General features: G+C 70.8%; 19 protein-coding genes. 3 read left to right on the top strand and 16 right to left on the bottom strand.

What is annotated here, in order from left to right:
• Positions 1–197 precede the first annotated feature (197 nt).
• The 13 genes from ACFQ87_RS11635 to arc all read right to left on the bottom strand — a co-directional run bounded on the left by ACFQ87_RS11635 (position 198) and on the right by arc (position 13,348).
• Positions 198–374 carry a hypothetical protein gene (locus tag ACFQ87_RS11635; protein ID WP_380610477.1) on the bottom strand — a complete coding sequence of 59 codons (177 nt, stop codon included), beginning with the start codon at positions 372–374 and terminating at the stop codon, positions 198–200.
• Positions 375–401: 27 nt separating this feature from the next.
• Positions 402–632 (bottom strand): hypothetical protein, encoded by a 231-nt coding sequence (locus ACFQ87_RS11640; protein ID WP_355669931.1) that lies wholly within the window; start codon positions 630–632, stop codon positions 402–404.
• A 3-nt stretch (positions 633–635) separates the two neighbouring features.
• Positions 636–1,592 (bottom strand): WYL domain-containing protein, encoded by a 957-nt coding sequence (locus ACFQ87_RS11645; RefSeq protein ID WP_316520336.1) that lies wholly within the window; start codon positions 1,590–1,592, stop codon positions 636–638.
• The gene (locus ACFQ87_RS11650) at positions 1,589–2,569 is read right to left on the bottom strand and encodes a helix-turn-helix transcriptional regulator (protein ID WP_380610478.1); all 981 of its coding nucleotides are present in this window, start codon (positions 2,567–2,569) and stop codon (positions 1,589–1,591) included. Before ACFQ87_RS11650 ends, ACFQ87_RS11645 begins: the two co-directional genes overlap by 4 nt.
• A gap of 199 nt (positions 2,570–2,768) precedes the next feature.
• On the bottom strand, positions 2,769–3,152 hold the full coding sequence (locus ACFQ87_RS11655) for an FKBP-type peptidyl-prolyl cis-trans isomerase (protein WP_350523841.1): 384 nt from the start codon (positions 3,150–3,152) through the stop codon (positions 2,769–2,771).
• A gap of 160 nt (positions 3,153–3,312) precedes the next feature.
• Complete coding sequence (locus ACFQ87_RS11660) at positions 3,313–4,629, bottom strand: FKBP-type peptidyl-prolyl cis-trans isomerase (protein ID WP_380610479.1); 1,317 nt, start codon at positions 4,627–4,629, stop codon at positions 3,313–3,315.
• Between the two features lie 216 nt (positions 4,630–4,845).
• Entirely contained in the window at positions 4,846–5,835 is a 990-nt protein-coding gene (locus ACFQ87_RS11665) for an FKBP-type peptidyl-prolyl cis-trans isomerase (protein WP_380610480.1), read from the bottom strand.
• A gap of 138 nt (positions 5,836–5,973) precedes the next feature.
• Complete coding sequence (gene pafA / locus ACFQ87_RS11670) at positions 5,974–7,335, bottom strand: Pup--protein ligase (protein ID WP_380610481.1); 1,362 nt, start codon at positions 7,333–7,335, stop codon at positions 5,974–5,976.
• A gap of 308 nt (positions 7,336–7,643) precedes the next feature.
• Positions 7,644–8,405, bottom strand: a complete 762-nt coding sequence (gene prcA, locus ACFQ87_RS11675; RefSeq protein WP_380610482.1) for a proteasome subunit alpha — start codon at positions 8,403–8,405, stop codon at positions 7,644–7,646.
• 31 nt (positions 8,406–8,436) lie between these two features.
• Positions 8,437–9,279: a proteasome subunit beta gene (prcB, locus tag ACFQ87_RS11680; RefSeq protein ID WP_380610483.1), complete on the bottom strand. Its 843-nt coding sequence runs from the start codon at positions 9,277–9,279 to the stop codon at positions 8,437–8,439.
• Positions 9,280–9,440: 161 nt separating this feature from the next.
• Positions 9,441–9,659, bottom strand: a complete 219-nt coding sequence (locus ACFQ87_RS11685) for a ubiquitin-like protein Pup (RefSeq protein WP_030286125.1) — start codon at positions 9,657–9,659, stop codon at positions 9,441–9,443.
• 183 nt (positions 9,660–9,842) lie between these two features.
• Positions 9,843–11,354, bottom strand: a complete 1,512-nt coding sequence (gene dop / locus ACFQ87_RS11690) for a depupylase/deamidase Dop (protein WP_380610484.1) — start codon at positions 11,352–11,354, stop codon at positions 9,843–9,845.
• Between the two features lie 227 nt (positions 11,355–11,581).
• Positions 11,582–13,348 (bottom strand): proteasome ATPase, encoded by a 1,767-nt coding sequence (gene arc / locus ACFQ87_RS11695; RefSeq protein ID WP_380610485.1) that lies wholly within the window; start codon positions 13,346–13,348, stop codon positions 11,582–11,584.
• A 285-nt stretch (positions 13,349–13,633) separates the two neighbouring features.
• On the opposite strand from arc, the gene ACFQ87_RS11700 reads away from it, so the two are divergent.
• Positions 13,634–13,936, top strand: a complete 303-nt coding sequence (locus ACFQ87_RS11700) for a ferredoxin (protein WP_355669943.1) — start codon at positions 13,634–13,636, stop codon at positions 13,934–13,936.
• A 16-nt stretch (positions 13,937–13,952) separates the two neighbouring features.
• Here the strand turns inward: ACFQ87_RS11700 and ACFQ87_RS11705 are convergent, their stop codons facing one another.
• From ACFQ87_RS11705 to ACFQ87_RS11715, 3 genes are all read right to left on the bottom strand, one after another.
• Positions 13,953–14,615 carry a hypothetical protein gene (locus tag ACFQ87_RS11705; protein ID WP_380610486.1) on the bottom strand — a complete coding sequence of 221 codons (663 nt, stop codon included), beginning with the start codon at positions 14,613–14,615 and terminating at the stop codon, positions 13,953–13,955.
• A 115-nt stretch (positions 14,616–14,730) separates the two neighbouring features.
• Positions 14,731–15,690 carry a tRNA (adenine-N1)-methyltransferase gene (locus ACFQ87_RS11710; protein WP_380610487.1) on the bottom strand — a complete coding sequence of 320 codons (960 nt, stop codon included), beginning with the start codon at positions 15,688–15,690 and terminating at the stop codon, positions 14,731–14,733.
• A 60-nt stretch (positions 15,691–15,750) separates the two neighbouring features.
• Complete coding sequence (locus ACFQ87_RS11715) at positions 15,751–16,962, bottom strand: site-2 protease family protein (RefSeq protein ID WP_380610488.1); 1,212 nt, start codon at positions 16,960–16,962, stop codon at positions 15,751–15,753.
• A 178-nt stretch (positions 16,963–17,140) separates the two neighbouring features.
• Here ACFQ87_RS11715 and ACFQ87_RS11720 point away from each other — a divergent pair, with 178 nt between their 5' ends.
• Both ACFQ87_RS11720 and ACFQ87_RS11725 read left to right on the top strand, forming a co-directional pair.
• Complete coding sequence (locus tag ACFQ87_RS11720) at positions 17,141–18,049, top strand: RecB family exonuclease (RefSeq protein ID WP_380610489.1); 909 nt, start codon at positions 17,141–17,143, stop codon at positions 18,047–18,049.
• Positions 18,049–18,720: a response regulator transcription factor gene (locus ACFQ87_RS11725; protein WP_350523854.1), complete on the top strand. Its 672-nt coding sequence runs from the start codon at positions 18,049–18,051 to the stop codon at positions 18,718–18,720. Before ACFQ87_RS11720 ends, ACFQ87_RS11725 begins: the two co-directional genes overlap by 1 nt.
• The last annotated feature ends 105 nt before the right edge of the window (positions 18,721–18,825 follow it).

The following is an 18,825-nucleotide window of genomic DNA, read 5'->3' on the forward strand; positions in this document are numbered from 1 at the left end:
CTTCAGCCTCCACGGCCCGACAGGCCGCCCGCCGCGGATGGTAACCGCTGCGGATGACGCCCCGACGACGGCCGCCCGAACAGGACAGCGGCTCCCGGTTCGCAGTTCAGGAGCCACCTGAGAGCGTAACCCGCCCCTACCTCGGTACAGCAGCCCCCGTACCGCCGATGCCCCGGGTGTGCTAACCGACATTCCGCCTAACGGTTCGGAACCGCCGAGGCCAGGTCCTCCGCCGCCTCGGTCAGCGCCCGCGAGGCCGCGTCCACGCCCTTGGCCAGCGCCCGTACGTCCACCCAGAGCCGGATCGCGAGGACCCCGAGGACCAGCAGGCCCGCGGTGGCGAGCAGGACGGCGGCGACGAGCATCCAGGACATGCGCCCCACCCTATCGCCAGGTGCGCGTCACCCCTCGGCCGGGACGAGCCGCATGGTGCGGACCCCCGCCCCGGTGAGCGCCTCGACGATCTTCTCCCCGGCCGGCTTGCGCACCGCCGCCCCGCAGAGCGGGCAGCCGAAGCTGTAGTGCGCCTGCGCCGGGGTCCGACCGAGGGTCAGCCGGAACTCCTCGGCCGGGAGCTCCACCTTCTCCCGGCACTCCGAGCAGTACACCTTGAATCTGGTCCCGGGCTCCACCGGTCAGACCTGCCCCTCCCCGTAGGCGGCCAGCGCCTCCCGCGCGGCCGAGCGCGCCTGCTCGGCCAGCTCGGGCGGCGAGACGATCCGGCCGTCCCGCCCCAGCCGCAGCGCCAGCGGGCGCAGCTGGGAGGGGTCGGCGCTGCGCAGGGTGATCCGCAGCCCGCCGTCGGGCAGCTCCTCGGCACGGTCGTGGGTGTAGTACTCGGCCACCCAGCGTCCGCCGGAGGAGACCTCCACGACCACCTCGGGGTCGTCCGCCGCCGGGTTGACCAGCCCGCCGCTCAGGTCGCGCGGCTCGCGCCGGGGCGGGTCGGCCGGGACGTCCAGGACGCGGATCTCGGCGACCCGGTCCAGCCGGAACATCCGGTGGTCCTCGGAGGTGCGGCACCAGGCCTCGAGGTAGGTGTGGCCCTCGGTGAGCAGCCGGATCGGGTCGACCTCGCGCTCGGTCATCCCACCGCGCCCGTGCGAGTAGTACCGCAGCCAGAGTCGGCGGCCCTCGCTGAGCGCGCGGTCGATGTCGGCGAAGACGTGGCTCTCGGCCTCGAAGGTCACGCCGACCCGGGCACTGCCCTCGGCGCTCTCCCCGGCCGCGTTCTCGATCTTGGCGACGGCCCGGGTGAGCGCCTCCCGGTCCCCGGCCCGCAGGCCCGGCAGCCCGGCCACCGCACGGGCGGCCACCAGCAGCGCGGTGGCCTCGTCGGCGGCCAGCCGCAGCGGCTGGGCCACGTCGTCGACGTTGTGCCACCAGATCCGCTCGCCGTCGGTGTCGATGTCGAGCAGGTCGCCGCCGCGGAAACTGGTGCCGCACATCGGCAGCACGTTGAGGTCCCCGATCAGCTCGCGCTCGCTGATCCCGAAGGCCCGGGCCACCTCGGCGACCTCGGCCCCGGGCCGCTCGCGCAGGTAGGTGACCAGCGACAGCATCCGTCGCGTCTGGTCGATCGCATTACTCATGCCCGTACGTCCTCCGAGTCCAGCCCCGCGACCGCCCGCAGCCGGTCGATCACATCCGCCCGCAGCTCCTCCGGCCCGAGCACCAGCACGTCCGGCCCGAACTCCGCGAGGTCGGCGCCCAGCCCGTTGCCGTACGGGATCTCCAGCTCGTCCCAGCCCTCGTCCACCCGGCTGCTGTTCAGCGCCTTGGTGCGCAGCGGGAAGCCGGCACCCCGGCGGACCCGGACGGTCGCGGTGGCGGTGGCGCCCTCCCCGGCGAACTTGGCCACCGTGGCCCGCACGTCCACGTGCTCGGGCACCGTCCCGAGGAAGGCCCCGCTCTTCGCCTTCACCTTGCCGGTGATCCGGCTGAGCCGGAACACCCGGGCGTCGCCCCGGTCGCGGTCGTACCCGGCCAGGTACCAGTGCCCGCGCCAGCACTCCAGTGCCCACGGCTCGACGCTGCGCTGCTCGACGGCGGCGGCCCCGGCCTTGCGGTACTCGAAGGTCACCGGACGGCGGTCCCGGGCGGCGGTGAGCAGCGGCTCGAACGCGGCCTCCCGGGCGGGGATGCGCGGCTCCAGGGCGGTCCGGCCCTCGGCCTCGCTGAACGGCACCCCGGCCGCGCGCAGCTTCTGCAGCGCGCCGCTGGCCGCACCGGACATCTTGGCCTGCTGCCAGACCCGGGCGGCCAGGGTGAGCGCGGCGGCCTCCTCGGCGTCCAGCGCGATCTCGGGCAACCGGTTGCGGTCGGCGCGGGCGAGGTAGCCGAGCTCGCCGTCCAGGGCGCTCTCGTCGACGTCGATCACCAGGCCGAGCTCGCGCAGGTCGTCCTTGTCCCGCTCGAACATCCGGTTGAAGGCGTCCTCGCTGCTGTTCTGCCAGGCTTCGCGGTACGCCTCGATGGATTCCCGCAGCTCCTTCTTGGAGAGCGGACGTCTGGTGTTCATCAGGCACAGGGCGAGATTCATCAGCCGCTCTGCCTTGGCGATCGCCATCGCTGACCCTTCCGGTGTGCCGCGCCGCGCGCGGGGTGCGCCAACCGGGCGATCCTCACCCGGCGGGACCGACCGTACCGGTAGCGGTACGCACTGCAAAAGCCGCGTCCCACGCCTGATCCCCACGACGTGCCGTTCGGGCCCGGACACGGCCTCGGGCCGGGCCCCCGGAGGGGTCCGGCCCGAGGTCACGGCAGGCTCAGACGGCCAGCAGGTCGACCACGAAGATCAGGGTCGAACCGGCCGGGATGGCCGGGGTCGGCGACTGGTTGCCGTACGCCAGGTGCGAGGGGATGGTCAGCTCGCGGCGGCCGCCGACCTTCATGCCGACGACGCCCTGGTCCCAGCCCTTGATGACGCGGCCGCCGCCCAGCGGGAAGCGGAACTCGTTGGGGCTCCGGTTCCAGCTCGCGTCGAACTCCTCGCCGGTCTCGAAGGTCACGCCGACGTAGCGGACGCTGACGTTCTGGCCCTTCTTGGCCTCCGCGCCGTCGCCCACGACGATGTCACGGATCTGCAGCTCCGTCGGGGCGTCGCCGATCGGGAAGTCGATCTCAGGCTTCTCGTTGAGGTTGACGCTCACAGTCCCTCTTCTCACGTTCGCGTTGCTTACACGACCAAGCGGCAGGCACCCGCACCCGGTCCGTTCCTGGACCACGGTACGGGCGCCCGCCGCCCGTCGGGCTCCGGCCACGCGGCCGGGCCCGAAGGTCACACGCCCTCTATTGTCACCCGAAAGTGGATCAGCCCTGACCGGCGTCCAGAATGTCCACCACGAAGACCAGGGTCGCACCGGGCGGGATGTCGCCCTGGCCCTTGTCCCCGTAGCCCAGCGAGGCCGGGATCACCAGCTCGACCCGGCTGCCGACGGTCTGGCCCACCAGTCCCTGGTCCCAGCCCTGGATGACCTGGCCCCCGCCGACCGGGAAGGAGAACGCCTGGCCCTTGCTCAGCGAGGAGTCGAAGACCTTGCCGTCCTTGAAGAGCGCGCCGGTGTACTGGACGACGACCTTCTCGCCCTTCTCCACCGCCGGCCCGGTGCCCTTGATCAGGACGTGGGTCTTCAGCTCGGTCGGGTCCTTGGCGCCCGCCACCGGGGTGATGTCGGCCGGCTTCTTGCCGTTGTCCTTGACCTGCGGGAAGTCCGCCGGCGGCGGGGTGACGGTACCGCTCACCACGGCGTCGGGCGCATTGGCGTTGCGGACGTCGATCACGAAGATCAGGTCGTCCTTGGCGCCGATCGACATGTCCGGCTTGCCCTGCGAGCCGAAGGCGGCGGCCGGCGGGGCCACCACCAGCAGCCGGCTGCCGGCCTTCTTCCCGACCACGGCCTGGTCCAGCGCCGGGATCAGCGCGTCGGTGCCGGCCTGGAAGATCTGCGGCTTGCCGTTGTTGTCGTACGAGCTCGGGATGTCCTTGCCGGTGTTCCAGTCCTTGGCGGTGTAGTCCACCGAGGTCCAGGAGTTCTTGTCCACCTTGGGGCCGGTGCCCTCGGACAGCACCTTCACCACGAAGGAGCCGTCGGACTTGTCGCCCGGCACCTGGATGTCGGCCTTCTTGCCGAAGTCACCGGTGACCGTCGGCAGCACCTTGGCGCTGTCCTTGATCGGCGGCACCGGCTCGGCGCTCGGCGTGGGCGGCGCGGTCTTGGCCGCGTCCGGCTTGGCGGCCGCGGCGCTGTCCTTGGAGTCGTCCTTGTTCACCAGGTAGAGCGTGATGCCGCTGCCGACCAGCAGCACGGCCAGCACCGTGCCGAGGATCACTCCCAGCCTGCCCACGCTCGGCGGGTTCTCGTCGTACCCGGCCTCCGAGCTGTCGGCCTTGCGCACGTTGCTGGCGAAGATCTGCGGGGCGTCGTCCGTCGTGGTGCCACCCGCGGCGCGCGACTTCTCGCCGGGCTGCGCCCAGCCGGCCTGCTGCGCCAGGATCGCCGGGGGAACGACGATCGACTCGCGATCCCCGGCAACCGGGCCGCCGGGACGAGAGGCGGCCGGGTCACCCGCAGAGCTGTCGTTCGCCGCGGTGCCGGCCCCGCCCGGGCTCGGCGTCTTCTCAGTCATGACTCCCCATCCATCTCGCCACGAGGTCTTCCAGGTCTGCGCCCGGCGTGCTGACCGCCGGCCTGCCGCCGCACCGCCCGCCCCGGACCTCGGCGCCGGGCGGCGCCTGTCACAGTGCGAGGGCAGTATGACAGCTCAGGATGAGGGCGGACGCTTCGTTGTACGAGCGTCCGCCCAAGCGTACGGAATCCTGCGGGTGACTTCCTAGAGCGCCCGCTAGACGGCTTCCAGGATGTCGATCACGAAGACCAGCGTGGAGTTCGCCGGTACCGCGCCCTGCGCCTGGTCCTTGTACCCGAGCGCCGGCGGCACCACCAGCTGGATCCGGCTGCCCACGGTCTGCCCGACCAGGCCCTTGTCCCAGCCCTCGATCACGCTGCCGGTGCCGATCTGCACCGCCTGCGCGCCACCGTGCGTCCAGGAGGCGTCGAACTGCTGCCCGTTGCTCCACAGCACCCCGGTGTACTGCACCACCAGGGTCTGCCCGGTCTTGACCTGCTTGCCCTCGCCCTTGATCAGCACCGCCTGCTGCAGGTCGGTGGGCGCGGCCTGCCCGGGCGGGATGGTGATCGTCACCGGCGCCTTGCCGTTGTCCTTGACCTGCGGCATCGTCGCGGCGGGCTGGGTCATGTTCCCGGTCAGGGTGGAGTCCGGCGGCAGGCTCTCGACGATGTCCAGCACGAACACCACGGTGTCCCCCGAGCCCACGCCCAGCTGGCCGGAGCCCTTGTCCGCGAAGGCCGCCGCCGGCGGGGCCACCACCAGCAGCCGGGTACCCACCTTCTTGCCGATCACGCTCTGGTCCAGCGCCGGCACCAGCTGCCCGCTGCCCGCCTGGTAGAGCTGTGGCTTGCCGTTGTCGTCGTACGAGCTGGGCAGGTCCTTGCCGGTGGTCCAGTCCTTCGCCGAGTAGTTGACGGTCACCCAGTCGCCCTTGTTGACCGTCGACCGATCGCCTTCGACCACCGTGTTCACCACGAACTGGCCGCTCGGCTGCTGACCCTCGGGGATGGTGATGGTGGCCTTGCTGCCGAAGCCGCCACCCGAAAGAGTGGGCATCGGCGAGGCCTCGGAGACCGGCGTGGGCACCGTCGGCGCGGCTGTCGCGGTGGACGGCGTGGCCGGGCCGGCCGCCTTGGTCGAACTACTGCAGGCGACCGCGAGCAGCAGCGGCAGGGTGAGAAGCAAACCGGCGGTGCGGCGCACGGTGGTCCTAACTGTCGATCGAAGTCGGCTCTCGTGACTCGACGGACAGCGTATGCCCGGCACGCGTCCGGCCCCGGTAGACACCACCGGGGCCGGACGCGTCAACGTGATCATGGCGCCTTGATCACGTTCGGGGCTCTACATCCCCGCGATCAGCTTCTCCACCCGCTCGTCCACCGAACGGAACGGGTCCTTGCACAGCACCGTGCGCTGCGCCTGGTCGTTCAGCTTCAGGTGCACCCAGTCCACCGTGAAGTCCCGGCGCTGCTCCTGCGCCCGGCGGATGAAGTCCCCGCGCAGCCGGGCCCGGGTGGTCTGCGGCGGGATCGACTTGGCCTCGAAGGTCTTGAGGTCGGTGGTCACCCGCTGCGCCTGGCCCTTGCCCTGGAGCAGGTAGAACAGGCCGCGGCGGCGGTGGATGTCGTGGTACGCGAGGTCGATCTGGGCCACCCGCGGGTTGGACATGCTCATCTGGTGCTTCTCGCGGTAGCGCTCGATGAGCTTGTACTTCATGATCCAGTCGATCTCGGTGGCCACCCCGTCGAGCCGCTCGGTGCGCACGGCCTCCAGGGTGCGGCCCCACAGGTCGAGCACCCGGGCGATGGTGCCGGTGTTGATCCCCTTGCGGTCGGCGAACTCCAGGGCCTTGGAGTAGTACTCCTCCTGGATGTCCAGCGCGCTCGCCTCGCGGCCGTTGGCCAGGCGCACCTGGTGGGTGCCGGTGAGGTCGTGGCTGACCTCGCGGATCGCCCGGATCGGGTTCTCCAGGGTGAGGTCGCGCATCACCACGCCGGCCTCGATCAGCCGCAGCACCAGGTCGGTGGCACCGACCTTGAGCAGCGTGGTGGTCTCGGACATGTTGGAGTCGCCGACGATCACGTGCAGCCGGCGGTAGCGCTCGGCGTCCGCGTGCGGCTCGTCCCGGGTGTTGATGATCGGACGGGAGCGGGTGGTCGCCGAGCTGACGCCCTCCCAGATGTGCTCGGCCCGCTGGCTGACGCAGTACACCGCGCCGCGCGGGGTCTGCAGCACCTTGCCCGCGCCGCAGATCAGCTGGCGGGTCACCAAGAACGGGATCAGCACGTCGGCCAGCCGGGAGAACTCGCCGTGCCGGGCCACCAGGTAGTTCTCGTGGCAGCCGTAGGAGTTGCCGGCCGAGTCGGTGTTGTTCTTGAAGAGGTAGACGTCCCCCGCGATGCCCTCCTCGTGCAGCCGCCGCTCGGCGTCCACCAGGAGTCCTTCGAGGATGCGCTCGCCCGCCTTGTCGTGCGTCACCAGCTCGACCACGTCGTCACACTCGGGGGTGGCGTACTCGGGGTGGGAGCCGACGTCGAGGTAGAGCCGGGCGCCGTTGCGCAGGAAGACGTTGCTGCTGCGGCCCCAGGAGACGACCCGGCGGAACAGGTACCGCGCCACCTCGTCCGGCGACAGCCGCCGCTGCCCGCGGAACGTGCAGGTCACGCCGTACTCGTTCTCCAGCCCGAAAATCCGGCGGTCCATGAGCACCTTCTTTCGAGGGAAACCACCGACCTCAGCCAGTGGTCGAATCGAATCCTGAAACTGGCATCGCGGAGCGACACAGCGTAGTGGCCTGATCACCTGCCGTCAGGCAGCGGGCAGGGCTTGTCCGGGGCCAGCCGTCGGGCCGGCTTGAAGCCCCACGGCTTCCAGCCGTTGGGGAGGAGCCACGAGCACTCCTATCTGGCCAGTCGGAGTTCTCTCAACCTCCGCAGGCCTCGCAGGCGTTGCGGGGGCATTTGGGTCCCGTACAGCGGCGGGCAGCGCCGCCGTACGGGATCCATCCAGCGCTACTCGTCCGACGGCGGGGTGGCCGCCGGGTTCTCCTCGTCGTCCGCCTCGGCGGACTGGTCCCCGTCGAGCAGCCGGCCGAGCTGGTTGCCGAGGATCCGCTTGAACTTGCGCTGCTGGAACCGCTGGCGGTCGAGGACCGCGACCTCCAGCTGCTCCGGGGTGAGGGTGCGCGGGCTGCCGCCGTTGGGGTCGCGGGCGAGCGAGTCCACGGCCACCTTCACCGCCTCGGTCAGGCCCAGGCCGACGCGGTGGCGCTGGCCCAGGTAGTTGCCGATCGAGTCGGCGTTGCCGCCGACCACGACGTAGTTCTTCTCGTCGACGACCGAGCCGTCCGGGGTGAGCCGGTAGATCTGGTCGTTGTCGGCGGTGCGGCCGACCTCGGCCACGATCAGCTCGACCTCGTACGGCTTCTCGCCGACCGAGGAGAAGATGGTGCCCAGGGTCTGGGCGTACACGTTGGCGAGGCCCCGGGCGGTGACGTCGGCCCGGTCGTAGGAGTAGCCGCGCAGGTCGGCGTAGCGGACGCCCCCGATGCGCAGGTTCTCGAACTCGTTGTAGCGACCGACCGCCGCGAAGGCGATCTTGTCGTAGATCTCGGAGACCTTGTGGAGGGCCCTGGAGGTGTTCTCCGCGACGAAGACGATGCCGTCGGCGTAGGTGAGCACGACCACGCTGCGGCCGCGCGCGATGCCCTTGCGGGCGTACTCCGCGCGGTCCGCCATGGCCTGCTGGGGCGAGACGTAGAACGGTGTCGACACCGGCGGTCGTCCCTTTCCTGTGAGGTGATGGCTAGATCAGCGGGGCCTGCGGGCCGTTGGGGCGGGTCAGGCGCTCGTCGGTGATGGCGACGGCGGTCTGCGCGACCTCCGCCTCGGTGAGCCGGCGGAAGCCGTCCTCGGTGATGAGCGAGACGATCGGGAAGATCTTCCGCGCCAGGTCCGGGCCGCCGGTGGCGGAGTCGTCGTCCGCCGCGTCGTAGAGCGCCTGGACGACCAGGGTGACGGCCTGGTCGGCCGTCAGGTCGTCGCGGTAGAGCTTCTTCATCGAGCCGCGTGCGAAGACCGAGCCCGAGCCGGTGGCGGCGAAGCCGCGTTCCTCGGAACGCCCGCCGGTGACGTCGTAGTTGAAGATCCGGCCGCGGCCGCGGTCCAGGTCGTAGCCCGCGAACAGCGGCACGACCGCGAGGCCCTGCATCGCCATGCCCAGGTTGCCCCGGATCATGGTGGTGAGCCGGTTGGCCTTGCCCTCCAGGGAGAGCGTGGTGCCCTCGATCTTCTCGTAGTGCTCCAGCTCCAGCTGGAACAGCCGGACCATCTCGACCGCGAGGCCTGCGGTGCCGGCGATGCCGACCGCGCTGTACTCGTCGGCCGGGAACACCTTCTCGATGTCGCGCTGGGCGATGACGTTGCCCATGGTCGCCCGGCGGTCACCGGCGATCACCACGCCGCCGTCGAAGACCGCGGCCACGATCGTGGTCCCGTGCGGCGCCTCAACCACGGCGCCCTCGGGGAGCCCGGCCCGGCCGGGGAGCAACTCCGGCTTGTGCTCGGCAAGGAAGTCGAGGAACGAGGATGACCCCGGGGTCAGGAAGGCAGCCGGTAGACGCCCGGTGCCACGAGTGTTGGCTTCCACACGATTCCTTCCAGGTAGCTTGAAGCGCGCAATGCCCGCACCCTACCCGCCGACGATCACTGTCCACGCCTGGAGGGGCCGGTGCCGGGCGGCCGGGCGGCCGATGCCACCCGACCGCCCAGGACGGTCGCGACCGTGAATTCCCGAATACCGGGGACGGGCTATTGCCCACCCTTCTGAACGAATCCCCGCACGAAATCCTCGGCATTCGACTCGAGGACCTCGTCGATTTCGTCCAGCACCGCGTCGACGTCGTCGCTCAGCTTTTCCTGGCGCTCCTTGAGGTCGTCGGAATTCTGGGTTTCCGCGACCTGCTCCTCTACCTCCTCGGAGGAGCGGTTTGCCCGCTGCTGGCCGCCGCCGGTGTCCTTGCTCGCCATTTCCCTCACCCCGCTCGAATCGTCTGGCACGGTTTGGCCGGTCGGTCGTTGCCGGTTGGCACCGACCCTATACACAAGGTGCGACTGCCGCTCCCGGTTTGCTGGTGACGCTTCCTGTCCAACACCCGCTGCCACCCCGGATGATTCCCATTCGGCGGACGTTCACCCATGGTGATCGAAAAGTTACCCGCCGGACAGGACGCGGAGCAGGTCCTCCGCCGTGCGGCAGCGGTCCAGCAGCTCCTTGACGTGGTTCCGGGTGCCGCGCAGCGGCTCCAGCGTGGGCACCCGCTGCAGCGAGTCCCGGCCCGGCAGGTCGAAGATCACCGAGTCCCAGGAGGCCGCCGCGACGTGGTCCGCGTACTGCTCGAGGCAGCGCCCGCGGAAGTACGCCCTGGTGTCCTCCGGGGGCTTGGAGACGGCCCGCTCGACCTCCTCCTCGGACACCAGTCGCTCGAACCGGCCACGGGCCACCAGACGGTTGTAGAGGCCCTTCTCGGGCCGTACGTCGCTGTACTGGAGGTCAACCAGGTGCAGCCGCGGGTTGTCCCACTCCAGTGCGTCCCGGCTGCGGTAGCCCTCCAGGATCTCCCGCTTGGCGATCCAGTCCAGTTGCCGGGAGAGCGACATCGGGTCGCGCTCCAGCCGTCCGAGGACGTCCTCCCAGCGCGTCAGCACGTCCACGGTCTGCTCGTCGGCGTCGGTGCCGAAGCGGTCCTCGACGTACTTGCGGGCCAGTTCGAAGTACTCGAGCTGGAGCTGGACGGCGGTGAGCTTGCGCCCGTTGCGCAGGGTGATCAGGTGCTTGAGCGTCGGGTCGTGGGAGACCCGGTGCAGGGTGCGCACCGGCTGGTCGACGGCGAGGTCGGAGGCGATGAAGGAGTCCTCGATCATCGACAGGACCAGCGAGGTGGTGCCCAGCTTGAGGTAGGTGGAGATCTCGGAGAGGTTGGCGTCCCCGATGATCACGTGCAGCCGGCGGTACTTCTCGGCGTCGGCGTGCGGCTCGTCCCGGGTGTTGATGATCGGCCGCTTGAGGGTGGTCTCCAGGCCGACCTCGACCTCGAAGTAGTCCGCCCGCTGGCTGATCTGGAAGCCGTTCGCCGAGCCGTCCTGGCCGATGCCGACCCGGCCGGCGCCGGCGACCACCTGCCGGGAGACGAAGAACGGGGTGAGGTGGCGGACGATGTCGGCGAACGGCGTCGCCCGCTTCATCAGGTAGTTCTCGTGGGTGCCGTAGGAGGCGCCCTTGTTGTCGGTGTTGTTCTTGTACAGGTGGATGGTCTGCCCGTTGGGCAACTCCAGTGCGCGCTGCGCGGCCGCCGCCATGATCCGCTCGCCGGCCTTGTCCCACAGCACGGCGTCGCGCGGGTTGGTCACCTCGGGCGAGCTGTACTCGGGGTGCGCGTGGTCCACGTAGAACCGGGCCCCGTTGGTGAGGATCACGTTGGCGAGGCCGATGTCCTCGTCGGTCAGCTGGCTGGCGTCCGCCACCTCGCGCGCGAGGTCGAAGCCCCGCGCGTCGCGCAGCGGGTTCTCCTCCTCGAAGTCCCAGCGGGCCCGCCGTGCCCGGTGCATCGCCGCCGCGTAGGCGTTGACGATCTGGGACGAGGTGAGCATGGCGTTGGCGTTGGGGTGCCCGGGCACGGAGATCCCGTACTCGGTCTCGATGCCCATCACGCGCCGTACGGTCATGCGGCCCTCCTTGCCCGGTGCGCCGCCCCCGACGGACGGAACACGCTGACGTACCGCTGAACAACACCGGCGCCGGCGATCTGCCCGCGGACGGTGGGTCGAGCCTAGAACCCGGCGCCGACCGGCGGGCCCCGAGACGCGCCGTCCGGCTGCGGGGCCGCGAGGCGCCACAGCCGGACGGTGTGCGTACAGCTCCGGGGACCGCAGTCGGCCCGGGTAACCGCGTCTTACAGGTACTGCCCCGTGTTGGCGACAGTGTCGATGGAGCGGCCGGACTCGGCGCCCTGCTTGCCGGTGACCAGCGTGCGGATGAAGACGATCCGCTCGCCCTTCTTGCCGGAGATGCGGGCCCAGTCGTCCGGGTTGGTGGTGTTGGGCAGGTCCTCGTTCTCCTTGAACTCGTCCACGCAGGCGGCGAGCAGGTGGGAGACGCGCAGACCGCGCTGACCGTGGTCGAGGAAGTCCTTGATGGCCATCTTCTTCGCGCGGTCGACGATGTTCTGGATCATCGCGCCGGAGTTGAAGTCCTTGAAGTACAGGACCTCCTTGTCACCGTTGGCGTAGGTGACCTCCAGGAAGCGGTTCTCCTCGGTCTCGGAGTACATCCGCTCCACGACCGACTGGATCATCGCGGCCACCGTGGCCTCGACGGAGCCGTCGTGCTCCTTGAGGTCGTCCGGGTGGAACGGCAGCGAGTCCTTGAGGTACTTGGAGAAGATGTCCTTCGCCGCCTCGGCGTCCGGGCGCTCGATCTTGATCTTGACGTCCAGGCGGCCGGGCCGCAGGATCGCCGGGTCGATCATGTCCTCGCGGTTCGAGGCGCCGATGACGATGACGTTCTCCAGGCCCTCCACGCCGTCGATCTCGGCGAGCAGCTGCGGGACGATGGTGTTCTCCACGTCCGAGCTGACGCCCGAACCGCGGGTGCGGAACAGCGACTCCATCTCGTCGAAGAAGACGATGACGGGCGTGCCCTCACCCGCCTTCTCCCGGGCCCGCTGGAAGACCAGGCGGATCTGCCGCTCGGTCTCGCCCACGTACTTGTTGAGCAGTTCGGGGCCCTTGATGTTGAGGAAGTAGCTCTTCCCCTGGGGGCGGCCGGTGACCTCGGCGACCTTCTTGGCCAGCGAGTTGGCGACCGCCTTGGCGATCAGCGTCTTGCCGCAGCCGGGCGGGCCGTAGAGCAGCACACCCTTGGGCGGGCGCAGCTCGTACTCCTTGAAGAGGTCGGCGTGCAGGTAGGGCAGCTCGACCGCGTCGCGGATCAGCTCGATCTGGTTGCTCAGGCCGCCGATCTGGCGGTAGTCGATGTCCGGGACCTCCTCGAGGACCAGCTCCTCGACCTCGGCCTTCGGCACGACCTCGTACACGTAGCCGGAGCGGGGCTCCAGCAACAGGGCGTCCCCCGCCCGGACGGTGGCCCCCCGCAGCGGTTCCGCGAGGCGCACCACGCGCTCCTCGTCGGTGTGGCCGAGGACCAGGGCCCGCTCGCCGTCCTCGAGGATCTCCTTGAGGGTGACGATCTCACCGATGCGCTCGAAGGCCATCGCGTCCACGATGTTGAGAGCCTCGTTGAGCATCACTTCCTGGCCGCGCCGCAGCTCGTCCAGGGCGACGTTCGGGCTGACGTTGACACGGAGCTTGCGCCCGCCGGTGAAGATGTCGGCGGTGCCGTCCTCGTTCGCTTCGAGGAAGGTGCCGAAGCCGGCCGGGGGCTGTGCCAGCCGGTCCACTTCCTCCTTGAGGGCCACGATCTGGTCGCGGGCCTCGCGCAGGGTGGAGGCGAGCCGTTCGTTCTGGGCGGTCACGCCGGCCAGGTTGGTCTGGAGCTCGACGATCCGCTCTTCGAGGATTCTCGAATTGCGCGGCGAGTCGGCGAGCTTGCGGCGCAGCACGGCGATTTCCTGCTCAAGGTACGAGACCTGAGCGGCCTCCTCGGAACCACGAGCGGGCCTGCCGGTGCTGCGGTTGTAGTCGTCATCGTGGGTTGCCACGGTCCTCACCTCCTCCGGGGAGCTGGACGCTTCCAGACCCTACCTGGGACCAGGGGTCCGTAAACCCCTAGATCAAGAAAGATGGAACGGGCGTGTCCGATCTTCGCCCCAGCGTGCTTCCCCTCTGCTAAGGGGATACCCACCGCGCACCTCTCAAAGCAGGCCAGATGTATCGTCGAGCGAAGCGATATCCGATCGCGACCACAGTGTTGGGTCCGATCGTTGTACGAATGGCGGGATTGCTCCAGGAATAGGGGCGACCCGGGACAGAAACGGCAGGGGACCATGTCGGTGACCGAGCAGACGGCGGCGACCGAGGAGCTGGAGGTGTGGATCGACCAGGATCTGTGCACCGGCGACGGCATCTGCGCCCAGTACGCACCCGAGGTCTTCGAGCTGGACATCGACGGGCTGGCGTACGTGAAGGGCCCGGACGACGAGTTGCGCCAGCAGCCCGGGGAGACCGCCCCGGTGCCGCTGACGCTCCTTCAGGACGTGGTGGACTCGGCGAAGGAGTGCCCCGGCGACTGCATCCACGTGCGCCGGGTCGCCGACCGGGTCGAGGTGTACGGCCCGGACGCGGAGTGAGTCGCTAGGCCGGGCCTCAGGTCCGGCTGACCGGGGCGGCGGACTGGGTGCGTTCCCAGCCGCCGCCCTTGTGCGTCCAGCTGAGGTCGAGTGAGATGTCGGGCCGGAAGCGTGGCACGTCCTCGCTCGAATACCCCTGCGCGTGGCCGGTGATGGCGCCGTCGGAACGCACCGCGAGCCGGTTCAGGGTGAGGTTCTCGCGCTCGGTCAGCAGGGTGGCGACCACCGTCGGGCGCTTGTCGGCGCCGAAGCCGAGCAGGTAGACGGAGTCCGGCGGAGTGCCGGTGTCGGTGGCGCAGTGCGCGGCGACGACCGTGCCCGGCCGTCCGTCACCGAGCTCTGCGGGCACGCTGAGCACCGTCTTGACCGGGAACGGGCCGCAGTCCATCGGCAGTTGGGCCTTGGCCGGGTCGGGGGCGGCGCTCGCGGCGAGGGCCTCGGGGGCGCCGCCGCGCACGGGCACCGGGGTGCCGGTCGCCGTGGAGGTGGCGAGGGCGGCGGACACCACCGCGCCGCAGCCGGCCAGGGCGAGGGCCCAGTGCCACGGGCCGGAGCGCGCGTGCCCGGGCCGGGTGCGGTCCTTCGGTGTCTGCTGTCCAGCCGTCGCCGTCGTCCCGACCGCGGTCTCCACCAGGCGTCCCCTCCAGAGTTCCAGGAGCTGGTCTGCGTGCGCGAGCATCGTCCCACACAGTGCCCACGGACTCCCGGCCGGGGAGCCGAAGGGCGTGCCGACCGCAGCAGGAAGGGGTGGTGCGCGCTTCTACGCTCGCACCACCCCTTCTTCAGGTACGGACTCAGCCCAGGTCGGGCTGCTCGGCCTCGGCGTCGCGGGCGGCCTTGCGGGCCGCGGCGCGCTCCTGCAGGGTCGGCTCGGGCGCCCCGCTGTCGTAGTCCTCGCCGTAGGCGCCCTTGGCCGGGCGGCGGCGGCGCAGCGGCGGCTCGACGCCGTCCGCCAGGCGGCGGGCGGTGAGCAGGAAGCCGGTGTGGCCGATCATCCGGTGGTCCGGGCGGACGGCCAGGCCCTCCAGGTGCCAGGTGCGGACCATGGTCTCCCAGGCCTGCGGCTCGGTGAAGGTGCCGTGCTCGCGCAGCGCCTCGACGGTCCGGGACATCTGCGTGGTGGTGGCCACGTAGCAGCAGATGAGGCCGCCGGGCACGAGCGCCTTGGAGGCGACGTCCAGACACTCCCAGGGTGCCAGCATGTCCAGGATGATGCGGTCGACGTCGGTCTCGACCAGGTTGTCCTGGAGGTCGCCGACGGTGAGCTTCCACGCCGGGTGCGGGCCGCCGAAGTAGCGCTCGACATTGCCCTGGGCGATGTCCGCGAAGTCCTGGCGGCGCTCGTAGGAGGCCAGCATGCCCTGCTCGCCGACGGCGCGCAGGAGGTACATGCTGAGCGCGCCGGAGCCGACGCCGGCCTCGACGACGCGGGCGCCGGCGAAGATGTCGGCCATCGCCAGGATCTGCCCCGCGTCCTTGGGGTAGATCACGGCGGCGCCGCGCGGCATGGACAGGACGTAGTCGGGGAGCAGGGGGCGCAGCGCGAGGTACGGGACGTTCCCCGTGGTGCGCACGACCGTGCCCTCGGAGGCGCCGATCAGCTCGTCGTGGGGGAACGCACCCTTGTGGGTGTGGAACTGGTTCCCGGCCTGGAGCGTGAACGTGTAGTGGCGACCCTTGGGGTCGGTCAGCTGGACCTGGTCCCCGACCTGGAAGGGCCCGCGTCGGCGGGCGGCACCGGTCGGTTCGGACATGCGGACAATCCTAAGGGAAGCGCGCCGTCCTGCCTTACCAGGCCCCGAGCTGGGTACGGGTCAGCGGCCGGTGACGGCTGCGGTCAGGCGCTGCTCGATGTCGGTGAGCGCGGCGACGCCGTACACCCGGCCGTCCGGCTCGACCACCAGGTACTCCCCCGCCGGGGTGGCCTGGATGGCCCGCAGCAGGGCCTCGCCGCGCAGGTCGGCGTCGAGTCGCAGCCCGGGTTCGAGATCGCGGGCGAGCGGGCCGACGGCCACCCAGGGGCGGCGGTGCTCGGGTACGGCCCGTACCGCGGACTCGCGGACGATGGCGATCGGCTCGCCCCCGCCGTCCACCACCACCACCGCGCCGGCCTGCGCCTCGCGCGCGCGGCGCATCGCCTCACCGAGCGGGGTGTCGGCGGTGACCTCGACGGCCCGGCGGGCGAAGTCGCGCAGCCGCAGCTCGGGCAGCACCTCCTTGAGCCGGGCGTTGCGCAGGCTGCCGGTGGCGCCGTTCCAGATGATCGCGGCCAGCACGGCGGCCAGCACCGCGTCCACCAGGGTGTCGGTGGTGGTGCGCTCGACCCCGCGGGAGGCGCTGACCAGCGGCAGGCCGAACAGCACGACGACCGCCAGCACCCGGCCGACCCAGGCGGCGGCGACGGTGCCGGTCATCGCCTTCCCGCTGATCGCCCAGACCACGGCGCGCAGCATCCGGCCGCCGTCCAGCGGCAGACCGGGTAGCAGGTTGAAGGCGGCGACGACCAGATTGGAGATCATCAGGCCGGTGAGCAGCACCCCGGGCACGGTGGACAGCTCGACGGCGCGCAGCGCGAGGTAGAAGACCCCGCCGAGGACCAGCGAGAGCAGCGGGCCGACGAAGGCGAGCCAGAACTCGCGCCAGGGGGTCTCGGCCTCGTTCTCGATCTCGGAGACGCCGCCGAAGAACTGCAGCTGGATCCGCCGCACCCCGAGCTTGTAGCGCAGCGCGACCAGGGTGTGGGCCAGCTCGTGCACCAGCACGGAGGCGTAGAAGGCGACCGCGAAGAAGAAGGCCAGCAGGTAGCGGACGCCGCTGCCGAGCTCGGGCAGGACATCGCCGAGCTGTCCGCCGAACACCCACGTGATCAGGGCGGCGATGACGAACCAGGAGGGGGTGACGTAGACGGGCACGCCGAAGGGGCGCCCCATCAGAAGGCCGCCGCCGCGCTCCGGTGGCTGCCCGCCCGGGCGGCCACCGTCCTGCGGTGGCTGGTCGGAGGTCTGCTGCCCCCTGGTGTCGCTCACCGTGTTCCCTTCGGTCGTCCCACCGTCGTGCCCCCGGTGCGCCCACGCTACGTGATCGCGGCCCTCCGGCGCCGCGCGCCCCTCTGTCAGCCTTCATACCCACTGGACCGGCCCCGGATCGGCGGTCTGGCAGCCCGGTGGCAGCGGGATGACAGCAAAGGGCAATAGGGTCGTAGCCATGCAGCAGACCGACACCAGCAGTGCCGCCGAAGCATCGGTGCGCCCGGCGGCGCCCCCGACCGGGCTGTCCCCGTCGCGTGCGGGGGACTTCCTCACCTGTCCCCTGCTGTACCGGCTGCGGGTGATCGACCGGCTGCCCGAGCCGCCGAGCGCGGCGGCGACCAGGGGCACGCTGGTGCACGCGGTGCTGGAGCGGCTGTTCGACAGCCCGGCGACCGAGCGGACGCCGGAGCGGGCGCTGGGCCTGCTGCGCCCGCAGTGGGAGCGGCTGCTGGGCGAGCGCCCGGAGCTGGGCTCGCTGTTCCCGGACGATCCGGACGGCGCGGCACTCACCCGCTGGCTGGCGGACGCCGAGAAGCTGGTCGGCCAGTGGTTCCGGCTGGAGGACCCGACCCGGCTGCACCCCGTGGAACGCGAGCTCTACGTGGAGACGGCCCTGGAGTCGGGGCTGCTGCTGCGCGGCTACATCGACCGGGTGGACGTCGCCCCGACCGGTGAGGTCCGACTGGTGGACTACAAGACCGGCCGGGCGCCCTCGCGGGACTTCGAGGGCAAGGCGATGTTCCAGATGAAGTTCTACGCGCTGGTGGTGTGGCGCTGGAAGGGTGTGATCCCCAAGCGACTCCAGCTGGTCTACCTCGGCGGCGGCGGGGACGTGGTCAGCTACGACCCGGACCAGGCCGACCTGCTCGCGGTGGAGCGCAAGCTGCAGGCGCTGTGGGAGCGGATCAGCCACGCGGTGGCCACCGGGGACTTCCCGGCCACCCGCAACCGCCTCTGCGACTGGTGCGACCACCAGGCCAGCTGCCCGGAGTTCGGCGGCACCCCGCCGCCGTACCCGCTGCCGCTGGCGCGTACATCGGATGAGAGCGATCCCACGGGGGATCCGATGAGCAAGGAGTCCTAGTGACGATCAGGGTGCTGCTGGTCGACGACCAGCCGCTGCTGCGCACCGGTTTCCGGATGATCCTGGAGGCCGAATCCGACCTGGTGGTGGTCGGGGAGGCCGGCGACGGTCAGCAGGCGCTGGACCAGGTCCGGGCGTTGCAGCCCGACGTGGTGCTGATGGACATCCGGATGCCCCGGATGGACGGCGTCGAGGCGACCCGCCGGATCGCCGGCCCGGGGCGGGACGGCCCGGCCAAGGTGCTGGTGCTGACCACCTTCGACCTGGACGAGTACGTGGTGGAGGCGCTGCGCGCGGGCGCCAGCGGCTTCCTGCTGAAGGACGTCCCGGCGGAGGAGCTGGTGCAGGCGATCCGGGTGGTCGCGGACGGCGCGGCGATGCTGGCGCCGAGCATCACCCGCCGACTGCTCGACATGTACGCCACCAAGCTGCCCTCGGGCGACGAGGCGCCGCCGCAGGCGCTGAGCGCGCTGACCGAGCGGGAGTTGGAGGTGCTGAAGCTGGTGGCGCGCGGGCTGTCGAACGCGGAGATCGCGGCCGAGCTGTTCGTCAGCGAGACGACCGTGAAGACCCACGTCGGCCATGTGCTGACCAAGCTGCAGCTGCGCGACCGGGTGCAGGCGGCGGTGTACGCCTATGAGAGCGGGCTGGTGCGGCCCGGCACCCTGTAGCGCCCGGTCGAAGCCTGGGAGAAACGTGACGGCGGCCCGCCCGCTTCCCCCCCCCACCCCCAAGAGAAAAGGAGGGGCACCCCCCCCCTCGGCCTCCCTTCTTTT

It is taken from the genome of Kitasatospora sp. NPDC056531, from assembly GCF_042794375.1.
Classification (GTDB): Bacteria; Actinomycetota; Actinomycetes; order Streptomycetales; family Streptomycetaceae; genus Kitasatospora.

What these genes read in the sequence shown, in the direction of transcription:
- ACFQ87_RS11685 (WP_030286125.1), bottom strand. Translation starts at nt 9,659, where the DNA reads ATGGCGAGCAAGGACACCGGCGGCGGCCAGCAGCGGGCAAACCGCTCC.
- ACFQ87_RS11705 (WP_380610486.1), bottom strand. Translation starts at nt 14,615, where the DNA reads ATGCTCGCGCACGCAGACCAGCTCCTGGAACTCTGGAGGGGACGCCTG.
- ACFQ87_RS11710 (WP_380610487.1), bottom strand. Translation starts at nt 15,690, where the DNA reads ATGTCCGAACCGACCGGTGCCGCCCGCCGACGCGGGCCCTTCCAGGTC.
- ACFQ87_RS11660 (WP_380610479.1), bottom strand. Translation starts at nt 4,629, where the DNA reads ATGACTGAGAAGACGCCGAGCCCGGGCGGGGCCGGCACCGCGGCGAAC.
- ACFQ87_RS11635 (WP_380610477.1), bottom strand. Translation starts at nt 374, where the DNA reads ATGTCCTGGATGCTCGTCGCCGCCGTCCTGCTCGCCACCGCGGGCCTG.
- ACFQ87_RS11650 (WP_380610478.1), bottom strand. Translation starts at nt 2,569, where the DNA reads ATGGCGATCGCCAAGGCAGAGCGGCTGATGAATCTCGCCCTGTGCCTG.
- ACFQ87_RS11645 (WP_316520336.1), bottom strand. Translation starts at nt 1,592, where the DNA reads ATGAGTAATGCGATCGACCAGACGCGACGGATGCTGTCGCTGGTCACC.
- ACFQ87_RS11720 (WP_380610489.1), top strand. Translation starts at nt 17,141, where the DNA reads ATGCAGCAGACCGACACCAGCAGTGCCGCCGAAGCATCGGTGCGCCCG.
- pafA (WP_380610481.1), bottom strand. Translation starts at nt 7,335, where the DNA reads ATGGACCGCCGGATTTTCGGGCTGGAGAACGAGTACGGCGTGACCTGC.
- ACFQ87_RS11700 (WP_355669943.1), top strand. Translation starts at nt 13,634, where the DNA reads ATGTCGGTGACCGAGCAGACGGCGGCGACCGAGGAGCTGGAGGTGTGG.
- dop (WP_380610484.1), bottom strand. Translation starts at nt 11,354, where the DNA reads ATGACCGTACGGCGCGTGATGGGCATCGAGACCGAGTACGGGATCTCC.